Source organism: Geodermatophilus sp. SYSU D00691 (assembly GCF_054050275.1).
Map to the genome: position 1 here is coordinate 160,950 of NZ_JBJGYZ010000001.1, position 19,580 is coordinate 180,529.

A 19,580-nucleotide genomic window follows, 5' to 3' on the forward strand; every position below is an offset into this window, starting at 1 on the left:
CGGGACTGCTCCGGCAGGTACCTTGGCCTGCGATGTCGGAGAATGCGCGCGTCCGGTCCGCCACCCTCGCCAAGCTGGCCGGGACCATCGTCCTCGCCGGGGCCCTGCTCGCCGGTGTGCTGTTCCCGTGGATCGGCGGGTCGGGCCTGGTCGCCCGCAACTCCGCGTCGCTCCTCGACGCGCTGCCCGGTGAGCTGACCGACGAGTCGCCCGCCGGCAACAGCGTCGTCCTCGCCGCCGACGGCTCGGTGATCACGTACTTCTACACGAACAACCGGATCCCGGTCGCCAGCGAGCAGATCAGCGACCTGGTGAAGCAGGCCCTGGTCGACATCGAGGACTCGCGCTTCTACGAGCACAACGGCCTCGACGTGCAGGGCACGCTGCGCGCGCTGGTCACCAACGTCGCCGCCGGCTCGGTCCAGGAGGGCGGCTCGACGCTGACCCAGCAGCTGGTCAAGCAGACCCTGCTGCAGACGGCGGACACCCCCGAGGAGCGGCAGGCGGCGACCGAGCAGACCCCGGGCCGCAAGCTGCGCGAGGCCCGCCTGGCCCTGGCGATGGAGGAGGAGTTCTCGAAGGACGAGATCCTCACCCGCTACCTGAACACGGTGTACTTCGGCCAGGGCGCCTACGGCATCCAGGCCGCCGCCCAGCGGTACTTCTCGGTCAACGCCGCCGACTTGAACCTGGTGCAGGCCGCCATGCTGGCCGGGCTGGTGCAGAGCCCGACCAACGACGACCCGACCACCAACCCCGAGAACGCCAAGACCCGCCGCGACCAGGTGCTCAACCGGATGCACAGGCTCGGGCACATCGACGACCAGCAGCTGGCCGAGGCGCTCGCCACGCCGGTCACGGTCGCCCCTGGCCAGCCGCCGGCCAACGGCTGCGTCGACGCGGCCGTCGGTGGCTTCTTCTGCGCCTACCTGCGCAGCTACCTCACCGGCACGCTCGGGCTGACCGACCAGCAGATCAACGACGGCGGCCTGACCATCCAGACCACCCTGCGGCCCGACATGCAGGTGGCCGGCGACCAGGCGGTGCTCAACACGCTGCCCATGGGCGCCTCGCTGGCCGGCATGTTCACCGCCGTGGAGCCCGGCACGGGGCACGTGCTGGCGATGAGCGTCAACCGGCGGTACGGCTGCGACGCGCCCGAGTGCGAGTCCGTCGTGCTCAACACCGCGGCCAGCCAGGGCGCCGGCTCGACGTACAAGGTGTTCACCGCCGCGGCGGCCCTCGAGGAGGGCTACTCGCAGCACTACACGCTGACCACCGGCGACCGGTACACCTCGCGGGTCTACAAGAACGGCCGCAACCCCTACAGCGTCGCGAACGCCGGCAGCTACCCCGGGACGCTGAACATGGAGCAGGCGCTCGTCATGTCCTCCAACACCTACTTCGTGGCGCTGGAGGACGCCCTCGGCAGCGTGGAGGGCCCGGTGCGCATGGCCCAGCGGATGGGGCTGCACTCGCTCGACCCGATCGCCGACCAGATCATCGCCGAGGAGCGGGGCTCGTTCACGCTCGGCCCGGAGCCCACCAGCCCGCTGGACCTGGCCAGCGCGTACTCCACGCTGGCGGCCAGCGGCACGCAGTGCGACCCGACGCCGGTGGTGCAGGTCCTCGGCCGCGACGGCCAGCCGCTGCTCAAGGAGGACGGCACCCCCGTCGTCACCGCTGACAACTGCCACGCCGAGGCCATCCCGAGCGGGGTCGCCACCACGCTGAACCAGATCCTGCGCAAGGACGTCGAGCCGGGGTACCCGGGGCAGACCGGCGCGCGGGCCTACGTCCCGGGCCACCAGATCGCCGGCAAGACCGGTACGTCGCAGAGCAACTTCTCCGCGGCCTTCGTCGGCTACACGCCCGAGTACACGGCCAGCGTGATGGTGCTCAACCCGAAGCAGAACCAGAACGTCGGCGGCTTCGGCGGCAACAAACCGGCCACCATCTGGCACGACGCGATGCTGCCGATCCTCAGCAACCAGCCGACGGCGGAGTTCCCGCCCGCCGACCAGACGGTCGTGGACGGCAACACCCGCGTGGTGCCGAACTGCACGTCGGTCGACAACTGCGAGGACGCGCTGGCCTCGGCCGGGTTCCCGTCCGACACCGCCGTCGTCGAGAGCGACCAGCCGGAGGGCACGTTCCTGGGCCTGAACCCGCCGTCGGGTTCCCGCGCCACCCAGGACCAGACGATCACCATCCAGGTGAGCGACGGCTTCGGCTACGTCGCGCCGCCGGCCAACCCGGACCCGCCCGCCGAGGGCGACAACGGCCAGGACGGCGAGCAGGGCAACGGACCCGGTGGTGGCGGGGGCAACTCCGGCCCCGGTGGCGGCGGGGACGACGACGACTAGCCCAGCTGGCGGCGGACCTCCGCGGCCACCCGCGCACCCTCGGCGCGCCCGGCGACGACCTGGTTCGCCGCGCCCATGACCCGGCCCATGTCCTTCATGCCGGACGCACCGGTCCGCGTGATGACGTCGGCCACCAGGGCGGCCAGGTCGGCGTCCTCCATCTGCGCCGGCAGGTAGGCGGCCAGCACCTCGCCCTCGGCGCGCTCGCGCTCGGCCTGCTCGGGGCGCCCGGCCTCGGCGAAGGCGTCGGCGGCCTCCCGGCGCTTCTTCGCCTCGCGGCGCAGCACCGCCTGCACGTCGTCGTCGCTGAGCTCGCGGGCCTCCTTGCCGGCGACCTCCTCGGCGGTGACCGCGGTGAGCGCCATGCGCAGCGTCGCGGTGCGCAGCTCGTCGCGGGACTTCATCGCGGTGGTCAGGTCGGCGCGCAGCAGTTCCTTGAGCTCGGACACGCCCCCAGCCTGGCACGTAGGCTGGACCACCGTGCGCTGGTACACCGCCCTGCCCACCGCCGCCGTCACCACCGGCGCGGCCACCGTCGCCTACGCGAGCCTCTACGAGCGCACGCGCTGGACGTTGCGCCGCTTCGACGTCCCGGTCCTGGCGCCCGGCTCGCGGCCGCTGTCGATCCTGCAGCTGTCCGACCTGCACATGACCGCGGGCCAGCGGAGCAAGCAAGAGTGGGTCGCCGGGCTGGCCGCGCTCGAGCCCGACCTGGTGATCGACACCGGTGACAACCTCGCCGGCTTCGACGCCGTGCCGCCCACGCTGCGCGCCCTCGACCCGCTGCTCGACCGGCCCGGCGCGTTCGTGACGTCGTCCAACGACTACTACGCGCCGAAGCCGAAGAACCCGCTGAAGTACTTCAAGCGCGACCACAAGCGGGTGCACGGCGAGCCGCTGCCGTGGCGGGACCTGCGCGACGGGCTGACCGGGCGGGGCTGGCTGGACCTCACCAACGCCCGCGGCGAGCTCAAGGTCGACGGCCGCCGGATCGTCCTCGCCGGCCTGGACGACCCGCACCTGAAGCGGGACCGCTACGACGAGGTGGCCGGCCGCGCCGATCCCACGGCCGACCTGCGGATCGGGCTGGTGCACTCCCCCGAGCCCCGGGTGCTCGACCGGTTCGCCGCCGACGGCTACGACCTGCTGCTGTGCGGCCACACCCACGGCGGGCAGCTGCGGGTGCCCTTCTACGGCGCGCTGGTGACCAACTGCGGCATCGACCGCGACCGGGTCCGCTGGCTGCACCGGTGGGCCGAGGCGACGCCGGCGAACCCGAACGGGACGTGGCTGCACGTCTCGGCGGGGCTCGGCACCAGCCCCTACGCGCCCGTGCGCTTCGCCTGCCCGCCCGAGGCCACGCTGCTCAGCCTCACCCCGCGGGCGGCCTGAGGCCCGCCGCCGGGGCAGTCCGGGAGGGCAGGTAGACTCGATCCCGCACCTCGGGGTGTGGCGCAGCTTGGTAGCGCGCGTCGTTCGGGACGACGAGGTCGCAGGTTCAAATCCTGTCACCCCGACCACCTGCTCAGGGGCCGCCGACCAGGCGGCCCCTGAGTCGTTCTACGAGGAGGTCGCGTTGAGTTCTGCAGCGCCCGAGGCCCCGGCCCTCTCCCCGGAGGTCACCGCCCGCTGGCAGGCCCGGTTCCGCGCACCGCGGGTGAGCCTGCCCGAGTGGGCCGAGGACGCGCCGGACCGCTGCCTGTACGCCTCCGACGTCAGCGGCGTCGTGGAGCAGTACGCCTGGGACCGCGCGAGCGACCGCCACCGCCAGGTCACCGACCGGCCCAACGGCACGCTGATCGCCACCCTCTCCCCCGACGGCGGCACGGTCTGGTGGTTCGCCGACACCGACGGCGACGAGTTCGGCACCTGGCGCACCCAGCCGTTCGCCGGCGGCCCGGACACCGAGCCGCTGCCCGAGGTCGGGCCGGCCTACCCGGCGGGCCTGGAGGTGGGGCGCACGCTGGTCGCCGTCGGGCGGTCGACCGACGACGGCAGCGAGCTGTGGGTGGCGCCGCACGGCGGCACGCCGCGGGTGGTCTACCGGCACGAGGACCCGGCGTCGGTCGACGCGCTCAGCCGCGACGACGAGCTGCTGGTGATCTCCCACTCCGAGCACGGCGACCCGCGCTACCCGGCGCTGCGGGTGCTGCGGACGGCGGACGACGCGGTGGTGGCGGACAAGTGGGACGGCGACGGGCGCGGTCTGCACGCGCTGGAGTTCGGCCCGCTGCCCGGTGACCGCCGGCTGCTGGTCGGCCACGAGCGGCGCGGCCGCGAGGAGCTGCTCGTCTGGGACCTCGCGACCGGCGAGGAGACCGAGATCATGCTCGACCTGCCCGGCGACGTGAGCGCCGGCTTCTACCCCGACGGCTCTGCCCTGCTGGTGGGCCACGACTCCGCGGCCCGCAGCGAGCTGTACCGCTACGACCTGTCCACGGGGTCCCTGGAGCGGCTGGACACCCCGACGGGGGTCGTGCGGGGGGCCACGGCCCGCCCCGACGGCACGGTGGAGCTGGCCTGGTCCTCGTCGGTGGAGCCTCCGGTGGTCCGCCGGGCCGACGGCCCCGTGGTCCTGTCGGTGGCGGAGGTCGCGCCGCCCGCCGCGTACCCCGTCGAGGACCGGTGGGTCGACGGCCCTGGCGGGAAGGTGCACGCGCTGGTGGTCCGCCCGCAGGACCGGCCGGCGCCGTACGCGACCGCCTTCCTGGTGCACGGCGGTCCCGAGTCGCTCGACGACGACTCGTACCGGGCCCGGCGCGCGGCGTACGTCGACGCCGGCTACGCGGTCGTGCACGTGAACTACCGCGGCTCCACGGGCTACGGCAGCGTCTGGCGCGACGCGCTCACCGGGCGGCCGGGGCTGACCGAGCTCGAGGACGTCGGCGCGGTCTACGACGCGCTGGTGGCCGAGGGCGTCGTCGACCCGGCCCGCGCGATCCTCTCCGGCGGCTCCTGGGGCGGCTTCCTCACCCTTCTGGGGCTGGGCACGCAGCCCGAGCGGTGGGCCGCGGGCATCGCCGAGGTGCCCGTCGCGGACTACCTGGCCGCGTACGAGGACGAGATGGAGGGCCTGCGGGCCTACGACCGGGCGCTGTTCGGCGGGTCACCGGAGGAGGTGCGCGACGTCTACGTGCGCTCGTCGCCGATCACCTACGTCGACGCCGTCGCCGCGCCGGTGCTCGTCGTGGCCGGCGCCAACGACCCGCGCTGCCCGATCCGGCAGATCGACAACTACCTGGGCGAGCTGGAGCGGCTGGGCAAGCGGCACGAGGTGTACCGGTTCGACGCCGGGCACGGGTCGCTGGTGATCGAGGAGACGATCCGCCAGGTCGAGGTGGCCCTGGGCTTCGCGCTACGCCACGTGCAGCCCTAGCGGGACCGTGCCACCAGCTCCGCGATCTGGACGGTGTTGAGCGCGGCGCCCTTGCGCAGGTTGTCGTTGCTGACGAACAGCGCGAGGCCGCGGCCGTCCGGGACGCCCGGGTCCTGCCGGATGCGGCCCACGTAGCTCGGGTCCTGGCCGGCCGCCTGCAGCGGGTTGGGCACCGTGGAGAGCTCGACACCGGGGGCGCCCGTGAGCAGCTCGGTGGCGCGCTCGACCGACAGCGGCCGGGCGAACTCGACGTTGAGCGACAGCGAGTGGCCGGTGAAGACCGGCACCCGCACGCAGGTGCCCGAGACCAGCAGCTCGGGGATGCCGAGGATCTTCCGGCTCTCGTTGCGGAGCTTCTGCTCCTCGTCGGTCTCGAACGTGCCGTCGTCCACCAGGGAGCCGGCCATCGGCAGCACGTTGAACGCGATCGGCCGCACGTACTTGACCGGCTCGGGGAAGGTCACCGCCGAGCCGTCGTGGGTGAGCTCGGCGGCCTTGTCGACGACCGACTTCACCTGGGTGTCGAGCTCCTCGACGCCGGCCAGGCCGCTGCCCGACACCGCCTGGTAGGTGCTCGCGACGATGCGGACCAGCTGCGCCTCGTCGTGCAGCGGCTTGAGCACCGGCATCGCGGCCATGGTGGTGCAGTTCGGGTTGGCGATGATGCCCTTGCGCATCTCGGCGAGGGCGTGCGGGTTCACCTCGGCCACGATCAGCGGGACGTCGGGGTCGCGCCGGAAGGCGGAGCTGTTGTCGATCACGGTGACACCGGCCTCGGCGAACCGCGGGGCCTGCACCCGCGAGGTGCTGGCACCGGCGGAGAACAGGGCGACGTCGAGGCCGCTGGGGTCGGCGACCGCGGCGTCCTCGACGGTGATCTCCCCGCCGTTCCAGGGCAGGGTGCTGCCGGCCGACCGGGCGGAGGCGAAGAAGCGCAGCTCGCTGATCGGGAAGTCCCGCTCCGCCAGGATCCGGCGCATGACGGCGCCGACCTGACCGGTGGCACCGACGACGCCGACGCGCAGCCCGTCCTGCTTGAAGATGCTCATCGCCCGGTTCCTCCGTACACCACGGCCTCGACGTCCTCGGTGCCCAGCTCGAAGGCGTCGTGCACCGCGCGCACCGCGACGTCCACGTCGGTGTCGCGGCAGACCACGGAGATGCGGATCTCCGAGGTGCTGATCAGCTCCAGGTTGACGCCCGCGTCGGCCAGGGCGCCGAAGAACCGCGCCGACACGCCGGGGTGCGAGCGCATGCCCGCGCCGACCAGCGACACCTTGCCGATGTGCTGGTCGAAGCTGACGTCGGTGAAGCCGACGGTGTTCTTGACCTTCTCCAGCGCGGCCAGCGCGGCCGGGCCGTCGCTCTTGGGCAGCGTGAAGGAGATGTCGGCCAGCTTGCTGGCCTCGGCCGACACGTTCTGCACGATCATGTCGATGTTGATCTCGGCGTCGGCGAGGACGCGGAAGATCTGCGCCGCCTCGCCCGGCCGGTCGGGCACGCCGTAGACGGTGATCTTGCCCTCGCTGCGGTCGTGCGCGACGCCGGTGATGATCGCCTGTTCCACCGAGAGGTCCTCCATCGAGCCGGTCACGGTCGTGCCGGGGAGCTGTGAGTAGGAGCTGCGGACGTGCACGGGGATGCCGTAGCGGCGGGCGTACTCGACGCAGCGCAGCATGAGCACCTTGGCCCCGGAGGCGGCGAGCTCGAGCATCTCCTCGTAGGTGATGGTCTGCAGCCGCCTGGCGTTGGGGACGATCCGCGGGTCGGCGGTGAAGACGCCGTCGACGTCGGTGTAGATCTCGCAGACGTCGGCCTGCAGCGCGGCCGCCACGGCGACGGCGGTGGTGTCCGAGCCGCCGCGTCCTAGCGTGGTGATGTCCTTGGTGTCCTGGCTGACGCCCTGGAAGCCGGCGACGATGACGATCGAGCCCTCGTCGAGGGCGGAGCGCAGCCGGCCGGGGGTCACGTCGATGATCCGGGCCTTGCCGTGGCTGGACGTCGTGATCACGCCGGCCTGCGAGCCGGTGAACGACCGGGCCTCGTAGCCGTGCGTGGAGATGGCGATCGCCAGCAGCGCCATGGAGATGCGCTCGCCGGCGGTGAGCAGCATGTCCAGCTCGCGACCGGGCGGGTCGTCGGTGATCTGGCTGGCCTGGTCGAGCAGCTCGTCGGTGGTGTCGCCCATGGCGGAGACCACGACGACGACGTCGTGGCCGTCCTTCTTGGCGCTCACGATCCGCTCGGCGACACGCTTGATGTGCGCTGCGGAGGCGACGGACGAGCCGCCGTACTTCTGGACGACGAGTGCCACGGGTCAACAGGCTACCGTCGCCGGGTGGACGATCCGGAGCAGTGGCTGCTCAGCGCCGGGGAGCGGGGCAACCCCGCGACGGCGCTGCCGGCCTGGACGGCGGGCAACCTCGCCGAGCCGCTGGTCCACGGGGCGACCTACTTCGACCGGCTGGTCGAGGAGGTCGAGGCGCTCGGCAGGGGTGACCACCTCTTCTTCACGGACTGGCGCGGCGATCCCGACCAGAAGCTGCGCGACGACGGCCCGACCGTGGCCCAGCTGTTCGAGGAGGCGGCCCGCCGCGGGGTGGCCGTCCGCGGGCTGGTGTGGCGCTCGCACATGGACCGGGCGTCGTTCAGCAAGGAGGAGAACCGCGCGCTCGACGAGGAGATCGAGCACGACGGCGGGCAGATGGTGCTCGACCAGCGGGTGCGGCGGTTCGGCAGCCACCACCAGAAGTTCGTGGTGCTGCGGCACGCCGGTGACCCGTCCCGGGACGTCGCCTTCGCCGGCGGCATCGACCTGTGCCACTCCCGGCGGGACGACGCCCGGCACCTCGGCGACCCGCAGCCGGTGCAGATGGCTTCTGTCTACGGGGAGCGGCCGCCGTGGCACGACGTGCAGCTCGTGCTGAGCGGGCCCGCGGTGCACGTGCTCGACACCGCGTTCCGCGAGCGCTGGGAGGACCCGACCAACGCCGACGTCGACCACCCGATCGCCTGGGTGCGCGACAAGCTGCACCACGCCCGGCTCGACCCGCCGCCGCTGCCCCCGCAGCTGCCCCCGCCGCCGGAGTGCGGGCCGCACCTCGTGCAGACGCTGCGCACCTACCCCGCGATCCGGCCGCCCTACGACTTCGCGCCGCAGGGCGAGCGGTCGGTGGCCCGGGGCTACTCGAAGGCGATCAACCGGGCCCGCCGGCTGGTGTACCTGGAGGACCAGTACATGTGGTCGGCCGACGTCGCCCGGCTGTTCGCCGAGGCGCTGGCCGCACGCCCGGACCTCCACCTGGTGGTCGTCGTGCCGCGGGTGCCCGACCAGGAGGGCGCCTTCGCCGAGCTGCCGCAGTACGTCGGGCGGTGGCAGGCGATCGAGATGTGCCGGCGGGCCGGTCGCGACCGGGTGCACGTCTTCGACGTGGAGAACCACGAGGGCACGCCGGTGTACGTGCACGCCAAGGTCTGCGTGGTGGACGACACCTGGGCCAGCGTCGGCAGCGACAACTTCAACCGCCGGTCCTGGACCCACGACAGCGAGCTCTCCTCCGCCGTCCTCGACACCACCCTCGACCCGCGGGAGCCGCGCGACCCGGCCGGTACCGGTGAGTGCGCCCGGGTGTTCGCCCGCGACCTGCGGCTGGAGCTCGCCCGCGAGCACCTCGACCGGGCGGCCGACGGCAGCGAGGACGACGACCTGGTCGATCCCGGCCGCTTCGTCGAGGCGCTGGTCGCCAGCGCCGACGCCCTGGACGCCTGGCACGCGGGCGGCCGGCAGGGACCGCGTCCGCCGGGGCGGCTGCGCCACCACTCCCCCGAGCGGCTCTCGCTGGTCACCCGGCTCTGGGCGACGCCGGTCTACCGCCTCTTCGACGACCCCGACGGCCGCCCCCTCCGCCTGCGCCTCAAGCGCACGTTCTGACCGCCACGGCGCCTCCCCGGGGCCGGCGCACATTCCTCCTCGGGTGCTGGTGCTCTGCCCAGCATGGTGGGCAGAGCACTAGCACCCCAGGAGAGGTGTGCCGCCCGTCCACAGATCCGCGGACGGTGGCCCACCGCCCGTGCCAGGCGGGCACCCTGCCGCCGTGGCGTCGTTCGAGTTGACCGGTGCGCTCCGGCGGATCCGGCGCACGGCGGACCTCTCCCAACGGGAACTGGCCGTTCGCCTGGGGATCTCCAAGTCGGCCGTCGCAGCCGCGGAGAGCGGCTCAGCTGGTCTGGACGCGCGCGTCCTGGCGCGGGCAGCGGCACTGGCGGGATGGCGGCTGGCGCTCCTGGACGGCACCGGGGCGGAGGTCACCGGGATGGCCGACGGTGCGGTCCGGGACATGGCCGGCCGCCGGTTCCCGGCCCACCTCGACACGCGCTACGGCGACCAGGACTGGTGGCACGGAGACGAGCGGTACAGCCGCGAGCAGCCCTGGTACACGTTCGACCGCGTGCGCTGGACCCGCGACTTCTGGCGCGGCCGCCTCGGCACCCCGGGCGACCACCAGCTCCCCCAGCCGGGCGACGCGCCGTGGGAGCGCAGGGCCGCACGGGCACGGGCCCTCCGGCAGCAGCTCGAGGAGGAGTTCCGTCGGCGGCGGGACGCCGGTGAGGTGCGCGAGCAGCGCGAGTGGGTCTGCGAGTGCCCACCGGGGTGCGCCGAGCTGGACACCGGCGAACGGCCCGTACACGCCGACGGCTGCCCGTGTGTGTGCGATGTGGGTTGAGCCGCTGCTACCGTGGGCCCGTGCGCGGCAGCCTCCTGCTTACCGGCCGCGGCGAGGCCCTCTCCTAGGTCGGCCCCCTCGCCGCGGGGATCCCGCCGTGGCCTGGAGCGTTTCCCCGGCGCCTGCTGACCGCCCCACAACGGAGCTGAGTCCAGCCCGCGCCCGAGGAGCGAGAATCCCGTGAGCACCCCTTCGCAGCACCCGCACGTACGCAATCCCCAGCAGGCCTCGGGGATGCCGATCCACCGGTACGTCCCCTTCACCCCGGTCGACCTGCCGGACCGCACCTGGCCGGAGAAGGTCACCACCGCCGCCCCGCGCTGGTGCGCGGTCGACCTGCGCGACGGCAACCAGGCCCTGATCGACCCGATGACGCCCGACCGCAAACGGCGGATGTTCGAGCTGCTGGTCCGCATGGGCTACAAGGAGATCGAGGTCGGGTTCCCGGCGGCCAGCCAGACCGACTACGACTTCGTCCGCCAGCTCGTCGAGGAGGACCTGGTCCCCGACGACGTCACGATCCAGGTGCTGACCCAGGCCCGCGACGAGCTGATCGAGCGCACCTTCGAGTCCCTGCGCGGCGCGAACCAGGCGATCGTGCACCTGTACAACTCGACCAGCACGCTGCAGCGGCGGGTCGTCTTCGGCTCCGACCGCGCGGGCATCGTCGACATCGCCGTCCACGGCGCGCAACTGGTGCGCAAGCTGGCCGAGCAGGCCGGCGACACCGAGATCCGGTTCGAGTACTCCCCCGAGTCCTTCACCGGCACCGAGCTGGACTTCGCCGTCGAGGTCTGCAACGCCGTGACCGACGTCTGGGAGCCGACCCCCGACCGGCCGACGATCCTGAACCTGCCGGCCACCGTCGAGATGGCCGAGCCCACCGTCTACGCCGACCAGATCGAGTGGATGCACCGCAACCTCGGCCGCCGCGACGCGGTCGTGCTGAGCCTGCACCCGCACAACGACCGCGGCACCGCCGTGGCCGCCGCCGAGCTGGGCTACCGCGCCGGGGCCGACCGCATCGAGGGCTGCCTGTTCGGCAACGGCGAGCGCACCGGCAACGTCGACCTGGTCACCCTGGGCCTGAACCTGTTCAGCCAGGGCATCGACCCGCAGATCGACTTCTCCGACATCGACGAGATCCGCCGCACCGTCGAGTACTGCAACCAGATCGGCGTGCACGAGCGGCACCCCTACGGCGGCGACCTGGTCTACACCGCCTTCTCCGGCTCCCACCAGGACGCCATCAACAAGGGCTTCAAGGCGCTGGAGGTCGACGCGCAGGCCGCCGGCCGGCCGGTCGACCAGATGACCTGGGCGGTCCCCTACCTGCCGATCGACCCCAAGGACGTCGGCCGCAGCTACGAGGCCGTCATCCGGGTGAACAGCCAGTCCGGCAAGGGCGGCGTCGCCTACATCATGAAGACCGAGCACCACCTGGACCTGCCGCGCCGGCTGCAGATCGAGTTCAGCGCGGTCATCCAGCGGCACACCGACGACGAGGGCGGCGAGGTCACCGCCGAGCAGATGTGGGCCGCCTTCAGCAGCGAGTACCTGCCCGAGCCGGCGGCGCCCTGGGGCCGGTTCAGCCTGGCCGGCCACCGCCACCAGGCGCACGGCGAGAAGCTCGACGAGATGACCGTCGAGCTGGAGGACGCGGGCGTCCCGGTCACCGTCTCCGGTCAGGGCAACGGCCCGATCGCCGCGTTCGTCGACGCGCTGCACGGCCTCGACGTCGACGTCCGGGTGCTCGACTACGCCGAGCACGCGCTGTCGGCCGGCGGCGACGCCCGGGCGGCCGCCTACGTCGAGTGCGCCGTCGGCGACCGGGTCCTGTGGGGCGTCGGCATCGACCCGAACATCGTCACCGCCTCGCTGCGCGCGGTGGTGTCGGCGGTGAACCGGGCCCAGCGGTAAGGGCCGATCTCGGAGAGGATGGGGGCGTGACGCAGCTCACGCCCTACCTCTCCGTCCGCGACGCCCGGGCGGCGATGGACTGGTACTGCGAGGCCCTCGGCGCCCGGGTCGTCGGTGACCCGTACGTGATGGACGACGACCGGATCGGCCACGCCGAGATGGAGATCGCCGGCGCGCCGTTCTACCTCGCCGACGAGTACCCGGAGCTGGGCCTGACCGGCCCTGGCGACGGCGGGACCGCGGTGTCGCTGCACCTCACGGTCGACGACGTCGAGGCCGCCGTCACCCGCGCCGCCGAGCTGGGCGCGACCGTCGACCGCCCGCCCACCGAGGCGCCCGGCGGCCGGGTCGGCGTCGTCGTCGACCCCTACGGGCACCGCTGGATGCTGCACGCGCTCGACTCCGCGCCGGCCGCCCCGCGACCGCCGCTCCGCCCCGGCGACGCCGTCTACCTCACCCTCCAGGTGCCCGACGGCGCCCGCGCCCGGGACTTCTACGGGGCGGTGCTCGGCTGGGCCGCCGTCCCCGGCCGGGTGGCCGACGGCTGGCAGGTGGAGGGCCCGGTCCCGATGGTCGGCATCGGCGGCGGCTCCGACGAGCCCGGCACGGTGCCCCTGTACGCCGTCGACGACCTCGAGGTGGCCGTCGCCGCTGTCCGCACCGCCGGCGGGCAGGCCGGGGAGGTCGAGCGGATGCCCTACGGGCTCACGTCGCTGTGCCGGGACGACCAGGGGCTGCCGTTCTACCTGGGGCAGCTCGGCTAGCTCGCCGCGCCGGGCGGCGCGTCGGCCGGCTCGTCGCCCCGGTGGTGCGGGCCACCGGGCTCGTCGGTGCGCAGCTCGTCGACCAGCAGCAGGTCGCGGCGCACGTGCCGGCGGCGGTAGGCCACCCGGCTGACCATGTGCGCGCTGACCGGGGCGGTGAGCATCTGGAACAGCGCCACGAGCAGCAGCATCCAGGTCGCCGACCACCCCTGCAGCCGGATCGCGGCGCCGGTCATGATCAGCAGCACGCCGAGCACCTGCGGCTTCGTGCCGGCGTGCATGCGGGCGAGGACGTCGGGGAACCGCAGCAGCCCGACCCCGGCCGACAGGCACAGGAACGCGCCGAGGCCGAGGCACACCAAGGCCACGACGTCGGCGGACGACTCGATCACGCCTCCGCCTCCCGTTCCCGCGCCTCTTCGGCGCGCACCAGCATGCCGCCGATGTAGCGGGCGACCGACACCGATCCGACGAACGCCAGCAGGGACACCACGACCAGCACCCGGACCAGGGTCGGGTCCCGGGCCAGCCCGGCGTGCACCGCCAGCCCGGCCGAGATGATCACCAGCAGGGTGTCGGTGGCCACCACCCGGTCGAGCAGCGAGGGACCGCGCGCCAGGCGGACCAGCGTCAGCAGCGCCCCGAGGCCGATCATCGCGTAGAGGACGGCGTAGGTGGCGGTCACGCCCGGCCTCCCCGCGCGTCCAGCCCCGCGGCCGCCTCGGCCACCCCGGCCGACAGCCCCAGCCGCGCCAGGTCGTCCGGCCCGCCGAAGGCCCGGACGATCCGCTCCTCCTCGGCCAGCACCCGCTGCTTCTGGGCCTCGATGCCCGCGGCGTCGCGCGCGTCGAGCACGTGCAGGCCCAGCACCCGCCGGTCCCGGTCGAGCTCCAGCACGATCGAGCCGGGGATCAGCGAGACGGTCGCCGCCAGGAGGGTCAGCAGCAGGTCGTTGTCGGTGCGCGCCTGCACCGTGATGATCGCGCTCCGCGGCCGCCCGCCCCGGAAGGCCAGCAGCACGACCTGCACGCAGGACGCGACGAGGTCGGCCAGGAACCGGGTGACGTACACCAGCGCCGGCCACGGCCGGAGGCGCAGCCCACCGGCCTCCGGCGGCAGCGGCAGCAGCACCGTGACGAGCAGCGCGACCAGCAGCCCCGACAGCAGGTTGGCCCAGGACCAGGTGCCCCAGAGCAGGTTCCACACCAGCACCAGCCAGAGCAGTGGCAGCACGCGGTGCCGCCAGCCCGGGCCCGCGGGACGCGCGCTCACCCGCCGCTCCCGCTGCCGAACACCGCCGCGATGTAGGGCGTGCGGTCGAGCAGGTCGGCCGCGGCCCGGTCGGCCAGCCCGTACAGCGGCCCGGCGACCAGCGTCAGCACGAGGGTGACCGCGACCATCCCGGCGGTCGCCCCCACCATGAGCCACGGCAGCGGCCGCTCGCTGATCCGCGCGGGTGGCTCGTCGTCCAGCGGGTGCGAGGCGGTGGCCACCGCCTGGTGCCGCTCCCACGCGGTCAGCTCGCCGCCGTCCCCGGCCCCCGAGGCGCGCGACCCGCCCGCGACGGCCCCGTCCTCCCGGCCGGGGCCGTCCCGGTCGGCGTCGTCCTGCGGCCCGGCCAGCGGCCGCCAGAACGCCCGGGTCCACACCCGCGCGATGGCCACCAGGGTCAGCAGGCTGGCCACCACCCCGCCGGCCACCAGCGTGATCGCCAGCGCACCCCCCTCGGCGACCCCGGCCTGGAGCAGCCCCACCTTGCCGATGAAGCCCGACAGCGGCGGGATGCCGGCGAGGTTCATGGCCGGCACGAAGAACAGGACCGCCAGCAGCGGGGACAGGCGGGCCAGCCCCCCGAGCCGCTCGATCGACGTCGAGCCGCCCTTGCGCTCGACCAGCCCCGCGACGAGGAAGAGCGTGGTCTGGATGGTGATGTGGTGCGCCACGTAGAAGACCGCGCCGGCCAGCCCGCCCGCCGTCGCCAGGCCGATCCCGAAGATCATGTAGCCCACGTGGCTGACCAGCGTGAAGGACAGCATCCGCCGGATGTCGGTCTGCGCGACCGCACCCAGGATGCCGACGAGCATCGTGGCCAGCGCCGCCCACAGCAGCAGGTCGTCGAGGACGCCGCCGGGGAACAGCAGCGTCTGCGTGCGGATGATCGCGTACACGCCGACCTTGGTGAGCAGGCCGGCGAAGACCGCGGTGACCGGGGCGGGTGCGGTCGGGTAGCTGTCGGGCAGCCACGCGTAGAGCGGGAAGACGGCCGCCTTGATGCCGAACGCGATCAGCAGCATCGACTGGACGAGCAGCGCCGTCCCGGCGGGGATGTCGTCGAGCCGCTCGGCCAGCTGCGCCAGGTTGACCGTCCCGGTCGCGGCGTACACCAGCCCGATCGCGCCGAGGAACAGCAGCGAGCTGCACAGGCTGACGACCACGTAGGTGATGCCGCCGCGCACCCGCGGCGCCGTCCCCCCGAGCGTGAGCAGCACGTAGCTGGCCACCAGCAGGATCTCGAACCCGACGTAGAGGTTGAACAGGTCGCCGGCCAGGAAGGCGTTGCTCACGCCGGCGATGAGCACCAGGAAGGTGGGGTGGAAGATCGACAGCGGCGTCTCCTCGTCGCCGTCGGCCGAGCCCTGCCCGATGCCGAACAGGAGGACGCCGAGGCCGACCGTCGAGGCGACGACGAGCATGAGCGCCGACAGGCGGTCCACCACCAGGACGATGCCGAGCGGGACCGGCCAGCCGCCGACCGAGATCGCCGTCGCGCCCTCGGCGTCGGCGAGGAACAGCAGGACGACGGAGACCACCAGCACGCCGGTGAGCACCAGCGTGCTCACCGTGCGCTGGATGCGCGGCCGGTGGCCGGTGAGCAGGGCCGCCGCGGCGCCCAGCAGGGGCAGCAGGACCGGCAGCGGGGCGAGCGCGCTCGTCACCGGCTCCTCCCCTGCGTCGGCGGGAGGTCCACGTCGTCGGAGGGGATGCCCGCGAAGTGCCGCTCGAGCAGCTCGTCGACGTCGTCGCGCAGGCTGTCGGCGTGCCCGGCGGGGCGGTCCTCCGCGGCCAGGTCGTCCGGGTCGAGCTCGTCGGAGTCCATGCCGGACCGGGTGGCCACCCGCCGGTCCTCCTCGTCGATGCCCACGACCTCCTGCCGGACCAGCCGCCAGGACCGGTAGATCATCGCCAGCAGGAACGCCGACGCGGCGAACGTGATCACGATCGCGGTGAGGATCAGCGCCTGCGGCAGCGGATCGCTCATCTCCTCCGGCTCGGCGTAGCCGAGGATCGGCGCGAGGCCACCCGGCCCGCCGGCCGACAGCAGCAGCAGGTTGGTGGCGTTGCCCAGCAGCAGGAAGCCGAGCAGCACGCGGGTGAGGCTGCGGTCGAGCAGCAGGTAGACACCGGCGGCGTAGAGCCCACCGATGATCACCGGCAGGACGACGGTGGGGGTCATCGGACCGTCACCTCCTCGGGGACGGCCGCGCCGGAGGCCGTGTCGCCGGTGGGGTCCTCGGCCGGGACGGCGCCGGCCTCCTCCTCGCGGTCGAGCTCGGCGCCGAGGCTGCGCAGGATGTCGAGGACCAGGCCGACGACGATCAGGTAGACGCCGACGTCGAAGAACAGCGAGGTGACCAGCTTGACGTCGCCGAGCACCGGCAGGGTGACCTGGTAGATGACCGACTGCAGGACCTCGCCGCCCCCGACCAGGCCGGTCACCGCGTAACCGCCGGCGATCAGCAGGCCCAGTCCGAGCACCTTGCCCGGGTCGACCGGGGCGGCCTCGCCCAGCTCGTAGCGGCCGCCGGCCAGGTAGCGCAGCACCATGGCGAGCCCGGCGACCAGGCCGCCGGCGAACCCGCCGCCGGGGTCGTTGTGCCCGGAGAAGAGCAGGAACAGGGAGAACACCAGGATGGTGTGGAACAGCATCCGGGTGACCACCTCGAGGATCACCGAGCGCCGCTGCGGCGCGAGGGTGGCGCTCGCCGCGAGCCAGCGCCGCCGCGGCGCCCGCCGCCCGCCGTCCTCCCGCGCCAGCCGGTCGCGGGCGGCCCGGGCGATGAGGCCGGTGCGCTGGCGCAGGAACACCAGGCTGGCCACGCCCGTCGCGGCCACCACGAGGACCGAGATCTCGCCCAGGGTGTCCCAGGCCCGGATGTCGACCAGGGTCACGTTGACGACGTTCTCCCCGCCGCCGAACTCGTAGGCCTGCTCGGGGAAGTCGACCGACACCGGCTCGGCGGTGCGGGAGGCCAGCGCGACGGCCCCCACGCCAGCCATGAGCAGGCCGACCCCGATCGCCAGCAAGCCGCGGGCCGCCCGCTCGCGGGGGCGGTGCCGCTCGGTGATGTCCTTGGGCAGCTTGCGCAGCACCAGCACGAACGTGACCAGGGTCAGCGTCTCGACGAGGAACTGCGTCAGCGCGAGGTCGGGTGCCCCCTGCAGCGCGAAGAGGACGGCCAGCCCGTAGCCGGTGACGCCCACGACGAGCACCGCCGACATCCGCTGCCGCATGCGCACGGCGAGCCCGGCCGCCGCCAGCACCACCGCGCCGACCAGCGCCTGGACCGGCGTGTCCCACGCCCGCCACTCCCCCGGCCACGGGGCCCGGGTGAGCAGCACGGTCCCGGGCAGCGCGAGGACGACGACGAGGATGGTGCCGAGGTAGGCCGGCAGGGAGCCGCGCTGCGTCGTCCCCGTGAGCAGCACCGAGAGCCGGTCGAGGGCCTGGATCACGTTCCAGTAGCCCTCGTCGGCGGAGGCGCCGAAGGCCATCCGCTTCTGCAGCCGCTGGATCCGCGTCCGCGCCGCGAACAGCGCCGCGCCGCCGAGCAGCGTGAGCGCCGACAGCAGCAGGGCCGGCTGGAGGCCGTGCCACAGGGCCAGCTCCTCCGCCTCGGGCGCGATCAGCGGCAGCGTGCCGGCGTACCGCGCGACCAGCGGCTCGAGCAGGGTGCTGCCGGGCCCGCCGGCGAGGCTCGCGACGGCGAGCACGGCCGGCGCGAGGAGGAACAGCGCACCCGGCGGGTGCACCAGCGCCGGCGGCGCGGTCGGGGGCAGCTCGGGCTTGCGGGCGAAGGCGCCCCACAGGAACCGGAAGGTGTAGGCGGCGGTGAGGACCGAGCCGAGCACCAGCCCGGTGAGCTCCAGGCCGGCGGCGGTGCGGTTGGCGAGGCCGCCCTCGAGCAGCGCGGTGAACGCCGCCTCCTTGCCGACGAAGCCCAGCAGCGGCGGGATGCCGGCCATCGACGCGGCCGCCAGGCCGCCGATCGCGGCGAGCACGGGCAGCCGGCGGCCCAGCCCGGACAGCTCCCGCAGGTCGCGGGTGCCGGTGGCGTGGTCGACGACGCCGACGACGAGGAACAGCGTCGCCTTGAACAGCGCGTGCGCCACCAGCATGGCCAGCCCGGCGGCCGCCAGCTCACGGCTGCCGGCGCCGACCAGCACGGTGAGGAAGCCGAGCTGGCTGACCGTGCCGAACGCGAGCAGCAGCTTGAGGTCGGTCTGCCGCAGCGCCCGGTAGCCGCCGACGAGCATGGTGGCCAGTCCGAGCACCAGCAGGACGGGCCGCCAGCCGGGGAGGTCGGCCAGCCCGGGCGCCAGCCGGGCGACCAGGTAGACGCCGGCCTTCACCATCGCCGCGGCGTGCAGGTAGGCGCTGACCGGCGTGGGCGCCTCCATGGCCGCGGGCAGCCAGAAGTGGAACGGCACCAGGGCCGACTTGGTGATCGCGCCGACCAGCACGAGCACGGTGCCGGCCGTCATGTACGCCCCGCTGCCCGGGGCGGCCACCACCTCGGAGAGCAGGTAGCTGCCGCTGGCCTCGCCGATCAGGATCAGCCCCACCAGCATGGCCAGGCCGCCGGCGGTGGTGAGGACCAGCGCCTGGGTGGCCGCCCGCCGGGCCGCGAGCCGCCGTCCCGACCCGCCGATCAGCAGGAAGGAGAAGACGGTGGTGAGCTCCCAGAAGACGTAGAGCAGCAACAGGTCGTCGGCGAGGACCAGGCCGAGCATCGAGCCGGCGAAGGCGGTGAGGGTGCCGGCGAACCGGCCGGTGCCCTCGTCCCCCGGCTCGAAGTACCGCGCGCAGTAGAGGAGCACCAGCGCGCCGACGCCGGTGACCAGCGCGGCGAGGGTCAGGGAGAGCGCGTCCAGCCGCAGCACGACGTCCAGCTCGAGCGCGGGGATCCAGGTCGTGCGCTCGACCACCTCGTCGCCGTCGAGGACGCGGGCGAGCTGGGCGAGCACCCAGGCGAAGCCGGTGGCCGGCACGAGGGCCAGCGGGAGGAACGCCTGCCGACCCCACCAGCGCACGAGGAGCGGCGCGCAGAGCGCGGCCACGAGGTGGAGGAGCAGCAGTGCGAGCAGGAGGTCCCCCGGGAGTCGTGGGTTCGGCTCCGGGACCACAGACGTCGGTCGTCCACGGCCGGCG

General features: G+C 73.7%; 16 protein-coding genes and 1 tRNA gene. 8 read left to right on the top strand and 9 right to left on the bottom strand.

Annotated elements, in window-relative coordinates; translation table 11 throughout:
- The first annotated feature begins 32 nt into the window (after window positions 1-32).
- Window positions 33-2,366: a transglycosylase domain-containing protein gene (locus ACI797_RS00835; protein WP_456856247.1), complete on the top strand. Its 2,334-nt coding sequence runs from the start codon at window positions 33-35 to the stop codon at window positions 2,364-2,366.
- On the opposite strand, the gene ACI797_RS00840 is transcribed toward ACI797_RS00835, so the two are convergent.
- Window positions 2,363-2,815 carry a GatB/YqeY domain-containing protein gene (locus ACI797_RS00840; protein WP_456856249.1) on the bottom strand — a complete coding sequence of 151 codons (453 nt, stop codon included), beginning with the start codon at window positions 2,813-2,815 and terminating at the stop codon, window positions 2,363-2,365. The two genes, ACI797_RS00835 and ACI797_RS00840, sit on opposite strands and share 4 nt — an antisense overlap.
- A 31-nt stretch (window positions 2,816-2,846) precedes the next feature.
- Between ACI797_RS00840 and ACI797_RS00845 the strand changes: the two genes are divergently transcribed.
- The 3 genes from ACI797_RS00845 to ACI797_RS00855 all read left to right on the top strand — a co-directional run bounded on the left by ACI797_RS00845 (window position 2,847) and on the right by ACI797_RS00855 (window position 5,742).
- On the top strand, window positions 2,847-3,758 hold the full coding sequence (locus ACI797_RS00845) for a metallophosphoesterase (RefSeq protein WP_456856251.1): 912 nt from the start codon (window positions 2,847-2,849) through the stop codon (window positions 3,756-3,758).
- Window positions 3,759-3,809: 51 nt separating this feature from the next.
- Window positions 3,810-3,886: transfer RNA gene (locus tag ACI797_RS00850), tRNA-Pro, on the top strand.
- Between the two features lie 56 nt (window positions 3,887-3,942).
- Window positions 3,943-5,742 (top strand): S9 family peptidase, encoded by a 1,800-nt coding sequence (locus ACI797_RS00855; RefSeq protein ID WP_456856253.1) that lies wholly within the window; start codon window positions 3,943-3,945, stop codon window positions 5,740-5,742.
- Here ACI797_RS00855 and ACI797_RS00860 read toward each other — a convergent pair.
- Window positions 5,739-6,791: an aspartate-semialdehyde dehydrogenase gene (locus tag ACI797_RS00860; RefSeq protein ID WP_456856257.1), complete on the bottom strand. Its 1,053-nt coding sequence runs from the start codon at window positions 6,789-6,791 to the stop codon at window positions 5,739-5,741. The two genes, ACI797_RS00855 and ACI797_RS00860, sit on opposite strands and share 4 nt — an antisense overlap.
- Window positions 6,788-8,056, bottom strand: coding sequence for an aspartate kinase (locus ACI797_RS00865; RefSeq protein WP_456856260.1), 1,269 nt, complete (start codon window positions 8,054-8,056; stop codon window positions 6,788-6,790). The genes ACI797_RS00860 and ACI797_RS00865 overlap by 4 nt, the downstream gene beginning before the upstream one ends.
- A 24-nt stretch (window positions 8,057-8,080) precedes the next feature.
- On the opposite strand from ACI797_RS00865, the gene ACI797_RS00870 reads away from it, so the two are divergent.
- The 4 genes from ACI797_RS00870 (at window position 8,081) to ACI797_RS00885 (ending at window position 13,150) form a co-directional block, all read left to right on the top strand.
- Complete coding sequence (locus ACI797_RS00870) at window positions 8,081-9,673, top strand: phospholipase D family protein (RefSeq protein WP_456856265.1); 1,593 nt, start codon at window positions 8,081-8,083, stop codon at window positions 9,671-9,673.
- Between the two features lie 163 nt (window positions 9,674-9,836).
- Window positions 9,837-10,466: a helix-turn-helix domain-containing protein gene (locus tag ACI797_RS00875; RefSeq protein ID WP_456856267.1), complete on the top strand. Its 630-nt coding sequence runs from the start codon at window positions 9,837-9,839 to the stop codon at window positions 10,464-10,466.
- A gap of 180 nt (window positions 10,467-10,646) precedes the next feature.
- Window positions 10,647-12,386 (top strand): 2-isopropylmalate synthase, encoded by a 1,740-nt coding sequence (gene leuA / locus ACI797_RS00880; RefSeq protein ID WP_456856269.1) that lies wholly within the window; start codon window positions 10,647-10,649, stop codon window positions 12,384-12,386.
- Between the two features lie 26 nt (window positions 12,387-12,412).
- Entirely contained in the window at window positions 12,413-13,150 is a 738-nt protein-coding gene (locus ACI797_RS00885; RefSeq protein ID WP_456856271.1) for a VOC family protein, read from the top strand.
- Here ACI797_RS00885 and mnhG read toward each other — a convergent pair.
- The 6 genes from mnhG to ACI797_RS00915 are packed head-to-tail and all read right to left on the bottom strand — an operon-like array spanning window position 13,147 to window position 19,555.
- A complete protein-coding gene (gene mnhG / locus ACI797_RS00890) occupies window positions 13,147-13,542 on the bottom strand; it encodes a monovalent cation/H(+) antiporter subunit G (protein ID WP_456856273.1) in 396 nt (131 codons plus the stop codon). The genes ACI797_RS00885 and mnhG overlap by 4 nt on opposite strands.
- Window positions 13,539-13,835 carry a monovalent cation/H+ antiporter complex subunit F gene (locus ACI797_RS00895; RefSeq protein ID WP_456856275.1) on the bottom strand — a complete coding sequence of 99 codons (297 nt, stop codon included), beginning with the start codon at window positions 13,833-13,835 and terminating at the stop codon, window positions 13,539-13,541. The genes mnhG and ACI797_RS00895 overlap by 4 nt, the downstream gene beginning before the upstream one ends.
- Window positions 13,832-14,422 (bottom strand): Na+/H+ antiporter subunit E, encoded by a 591-nt coding sequence (locus ACI797_RS00900; RefSeq protein ID WP_456856277.1) that lies wholly within the window; start codon window positions 14,420-14,422, stop codon window positions 13,832-13,834. Before ACI797_RS00900 ends, ACI797_RS00895 begins: the two co-directional genes overlap by 4 nt.
- On the bottom strand, window positions 14,419-16,086 hold the full coding sequence (locus ACI797_RS00905; RefSeq protein WP_456856278.1) for a Na+/H+ antiporter subunit D: 1,668 nt from the start codon (window positions 16,084-16,086) through the stop codon (window positions 14,419-14,421). Before ACI797_RS00905 ends, ACI797_RS00900 begins: the two co-directional genes overlap by 4 nt.
- Complete coding sequence (locus ACI797_RS00910; protein ID WP_456537858.1) at window positions 16,083-16,604, bottom strand: Na(+)/H(+) antiporter subunit C; 522 nt, start codon at window positions 16,602-16,604, stop codon at window positions 16,083-16,085. Before ACI797_RS00910 ends, ACI797_RS00905 begins: the two co-directional genes overlap by 4 nt.
- Window positions 16,601-19,555, bottom strand: a complete 2,955-nt coding sequence (locus tag ACI797_RS00915; RefSeq protein ID WP_456856281.1) for a Na+/H+ antiporter subunit A — start codon at window positions 19,553-19,555, stop codon at window positions 16,601-16,603. The genes ACI797_RS00910 and ACI797_RS00915 overlap by 4 nt, the downstream gene beginning before the upstream one ends.
- Between the last annotated feature and the right edge of the window lie 25 nt (window positions 19,556-19,580).

What these genes read in the sequence shown, in the direction of transcription:
- ACI797_RS00835 (WP_456856247.1), top strand. Translation starts at nt 33, where the DNA reads ATGTCGGAGAATGCGCGCGTCCGGTCCGCCACCCTCGCCAAGCTGGCC.
- ACI797_RS00860 (WP_456856257.1), bottom strand. Translation starts at nt 6,791, where the DNA reads ATGAGCATCTTCAAGCAGGACGGGCTGCGCGTCGGCGTCGTCGGTGCC.
- ACI797_RS00910 (WP_456537858.1), bottom strand. Translation starts at nt 16,604, where the DNA reads ATGACCCCCACCGTCGTCCTGCCGGTGATCATCGGTGGGCTCTACGCC.